Raw genomic sequence first — 4,236 nt, 5'->3', positions numbered from 1 at the left:
CCGGTGATGGTCATCGGCCACAGCACGTCGGTGTGCCGAAACCCGGTGGCGTAGACGATGATATCGACGTCGTGGGTTTCGCCGTCCTCGGTGATGACGCCGTCGGCGGTGATCTCCCGGATCGGCGTGCGGACCAGGTCGACGTTGTCGCGGCGCAACGTGCGCAGCCAGGTGCCGTCGTCCTGCAGCGTCCTCTTGCCGGTGGCCGGATAGTCCGGTAACACCTTGGCCAGCAGCTCCTCGTCACCGTCCACCTGGGTGGTAATCCAGTCGGTGAACATCAGGCGGGCAATAGCATTGATCTCGCTGACCGCGTAATCCTGGTTGGCGTAAGACAGGTCGACCCGCGCCGCGTCGAGCCCTTTGTCGGACCCGGGCCACAGCACCAGGAATCGGTACCAGCGCGCGTAGAACGGCAGGTGGTCCATCGCCCAGCGCACGCCGTCGCCGACTTCCTCGTGGTACATCGGGTTGGGAAACATCCACTGTGCGGTGCGCTGGAACACCGTGAGGTGCTCGACTTCGTCGGCAATGGCCGGCGCGATCTGAAAGCCGCTGGCGCCAGCGCCGATCAGCGCGACGCGCTTACCGGTGAGATCGACCGAGTCATCCCACCTCGCCGAATGAAAGGACGACCCGCGAAACGTTTTCGCGCCCTTGATCTCTGGGATGTGCGGACGGTTGAGCTGGCCGACGGCGGTGATCACCGCGCGGGCCTGCATCTCGGTGAGACCCTCGTCGTCCTCCCGCATGGTGACGGTCCACAGACCGTCCTCGTCGTCCCACTCGGCGGCGACGACCTCGGTCTGCCAACGCACATGGTCGTTCAGGCCGTACTTGGCCATCACGCGGGTGAAGTAGCTCTGCAGTTCGGGTTGTTCGGCGAAGAAGTGCGACCACTCGTTGCTGGGCTCGAAGCTGTAGCAGTAGAAGTGATTGGCCACGTCGACCCGGGCCCCGGGATAGCTGTTCTCCCACCACGTTCCACCCGGGCCGGCGTTCTTCTCCACGATGGTGAACGGAATGTTGGCCTGCTGCAACCGAATACCAGCTAAGATCCCTGATTCGCCGCAGCCGACGACGACCACCGGCACCTGCGCGGCACGGTCGGAGTCCAGCGGAGCCGGCCGGCGCGGGTCGACGCCCTGGAGGTCCATCTCCTCGGCGAGCAGCGCCAGGTAGTCGTCGGGCACGTTTTCGCAGACCGCCCAGTCCATCATTTCCCTGATCATCTCGGGTGACAGCGGGGCTGGCTCGGGGCAGCCGCGGTCGCGGTAGTCATTGATCACCGGGAGCGCCTCGGCCCGCGCCCGCGCTTTGTCTTCGTCAGACATGAAGCCCTGGACCTCGTTGAGAAAGATCCCAGCCGGTTTGAACTCACGGATGAAGTGTGGGTCGCCGGTGATGTGCACTAGCGACAGCAGCAAAGTCGGGATGCTGACCTGCTCGAGCGCGGTGGCAATGTCGGTGCTGGAGGTGGTGAAAGGTTGGCCCGCGTAGCGGCTGCGCACCAAGAGTGATCCTTTCGCATCATCGCTGAGCGCCTGCGGCGGAAGTCCGGATTACGATACGCAGGGTTTCGTAATTGATTTTCCACCATACGCGGGGCGTCGTACCGGATCAAGAGGTCCATCCCGAGGATCAGGGTTGCGCCGTGCCACAGTAAGCGCCGTGGGAGACGTTCCGTTCGGCACGCGACTAAGAGGCTGGTTGGCCGCGACGTGGCGGTTCGTGCGAACTGCGCCGCTGACCTATCTGTGGCTGGCCGTGCTGCTGGGCACCACGATCCGTCAGCTTCAGGCCGGCCGCCACTTGCATCGCCTTCTGGTTCATGCATCCACCAACATTCATGACTTGGCGACCGACCCACTGCATGTGCTGTTCGAAAGCCTGCTGTGGATCGACGGCCGATCCTGGACGCCGTATCTGTTGCTGTTCACGCTGTTCCTGGCGCCCGCGGAGCATTGGCTCGGTCAAATACGTTGGCTCACCGTCGGATTGACTGCTCACATCGGCGCAACGTACATCAGTGAGGGTTGGCTGTACCTGGCGATTCAGTCTCACCGCGCACCGGAGCGACTGGTCCACGCCACCGATATCGGGGTCAGCTACTTTCTGGTCGGTGTGATCGCGGTGCTGGCCTATCGCATTGCCCGGCCATGGCGGTGGGCCTATCTCGCGGTGTTGATCACCGTCTTCGTCGTCCTGCTGGTCACACAGTTCAACTTCACTGCGATCGGCCACTTTTCGGCGATCTTCATCGGGCTGCTGTGCTACCCGCTGACCCGACAGCGGCCGCGGTCGGTTACCGCCGGGTCGCGCTCACGTAACTGATTCCGGCGTAATTCTTGGCTTCGTCGTCGCTGGGCGTCGAGACAAGTAACCTGGGCACAATGCGGCACTACTACTCGGCTGACGCGATCCGCGAGGCCGAAGCGCCGCTGTTGGCCAGCCTGCCCGACGGGGCGCTAATGGCCCGTGCTGCCTACGGATTGGCCACCGCCATCATCGGCGAGTTGGTCGCCCACACCGGCGGGGTTGCCGGGCGGCGGGTGTGCGCTGTCGTCGGATCGGGCGACAACGGTGGCGACGCGCTGTGGGCGGCAACCTTCTTGCGGCGCCGCGGCGTGGCTGCGGACGCGATACTGCTGAAACCGGATCGCACCCATCAGAAGGGTCTGGCCGCCTTCCGTCATGCCGGCGGCCGGATCGTCGACAGCGTCTCCGCGACAACCGATCTCGTCATCGATGGCGTGGTCGGTATCTCCGGGTCCGGGCCGCTGCGGCCGGACGCGGCCGAGGTCTTCGAGGCGGTCGATGCCGCAGCGATCCCGGTCGTCGCCGTCGACATCCCCAGCGGCATCGACGGCGCTACCGGCGCGATCACCGGCCCGGCCGTGCACGCCGCCATGACCGTGACGTTCGGCGGCCTCAAGCCCGCGCACGCACTGGCCGACTGCGGACGGGTGAAGCTGATCGACATTGGCCTCGAGCTGCCCACCACCGACGTCTTCGGCTTCGACGCGGCCGACGTCGCCGCTCGCTGGCCGGTGCCGGGGCCGCACGACGACAAGTACACCCAGGGGGTCACCGGCGTGATGGCCGGCTCGTCGACCTATCCGGGTGCCGCGGTGCTGTGCACCGGCGCCGCGGTCGCGGCGACCTCCGGGATGGTTCGCTACAGCGGCAGCGCCCACAGCGACGTGCTTGCGCACTGGCCCGAAGTGATCGCCTCGCCCACCCCGGCCGCCGCCGGGCGGGTGCAGTGCTGGGTCGTCGGGCCGGGACTGGGCACCGACGAAACCGGTGCGGCCGCATTGTGGTTCGCCTTGGAGACCGACCTACCGGTGCTGATCGACGCCGACGGGCTGACCATCCTTGCGGCGCATCCCGACATGCTCGCGTCCCGTCGCGCGCCGACCGTGCTGACGCCGCACGCCGGCGAATTCGCCCGGCTGGCCGGCGCGCCACCCGGCGACGATCGCGTCGGCGCCACCCGCAAACTCGCCGACGCGCTCGGGGCGACCGTGCTGCTGAAAGGCAACGTCACCGTCATCGCCGATCCCGGTGGTCCCGTGTACCTCAACCCGGCCGGCCAGTCCTGGGCGGCGACCGCCGGGTCCGGCGATCTGCTGTCCGGAATGATCGGCGCCCTGCTGGCCGCGGGGTTGCCGCCCAGCGAAGCCGCCGCGGCTGCGGCCTTCGTGCACGCACGGGCCGCCGAGCTGTCGGCCGCCGACCCGGGCCCGGGCTATGCGCCCACATCGTCGTCACGCATCGTCGCCCACATCCGAACCGCTTTAGCCGCGCTCTAGCCGCCAACTGAAAAGGATCCGTTATGACCGCCAGTCGCCCGTCCGTCCCCGCGCACGCGATCGCGCCCGCCTACACCGGCCGCCTCTTCACCACCCCGGTGCCGGCATTGCGGCTGCCCGAGGAGTCGATGGACCCCGACGCCGCCTACCGCTTCATCCACGACGAGCTGATGCTCGACGGCAGCTCGCGGCTGAACCTGGCGACGTTCGTCACCACCTGGATGGATCCCCAGGCGGACAAGCTGATGGCCGAGACGTTCGACAAGAACATGATCGACAAGGACGAATATCCGCTGACGGCAGCGATCGAGCAGCGCTGCGTCTGCATGGTTGCCGACCTGTTCCACGCCGATAATTTGCGCGACGACGACCCCTCGAGCGCCTGTGGGGTCTCCACGATCGGCTCCAGCGAGGCGGTCAT

4 protein-coding genes are annotated in these 4,236 nt (G+C 66.8%); 3 read left to right on the top strand and 1 reads right to left on the bottom strand.

From position 1 onward, the window contains the following. Positions 1–1,511: NAD(P)/FAD-dependent oxidoreductase (locus tag VN856_RS18135; protein WP_325691506.1), on the bottom strand; the 1,511-nt coding region annotated here is incomplete at its 3' end. Between the two features lie 160 nt (positions 1,512–1,671). Here VN856_RS18135 and VN856_RS18130 point away from each other — a divergent pair. The 3 genes from VN856_RS18130 to VN856_RS18120 all read left to right on the top strand — a co-directional run. After that, positions 1,672–2,334: a rhomboid-like protein gene (locus tag VN856_RS18130; RefSeq protein WP_325691504.1), complete on the top strand. Its 663-nt coding sequence runs from the start codon at positions 1,672–1,674 to the stop codon at positions 2,332–2,334. A 59-nt stretch (positions 2,335–2,393) separates the two neighbouring features. Further along, positions 2,394–3,815: an NAD(P)H-hydrate dehydratase gene (locus VN856_RS18125; protein ID WP_325691502.1), complete on the top strand. Its 1,422-nt coding sequence runs from the start codon at positions 2,394–2,396 to the stop codon at positions 3,813–3,815. A 23-nt stretch (positions 3,816–3,838) separates the two neighbouring features. After that, positions 3,839–4,236: pyridoxal-dependent decarboxylase (locus VN856_RS18120; protein ID WP_325691500.1), on the top strand; the 398-nt coding region annotated here is incomplete at its 3' end.

The organism is Mycobacterium sp., from assembly GCF_035603715.1.
Taxonomy (GTDB): Bacteria; Actinomycetota; Actinomycetes; order Mycobacteriales; family Mycobacteriaceae; genus Mycobacterium.
This window is presented reverse-complemented; position numbering and strand designations above follow the sequence as displayed.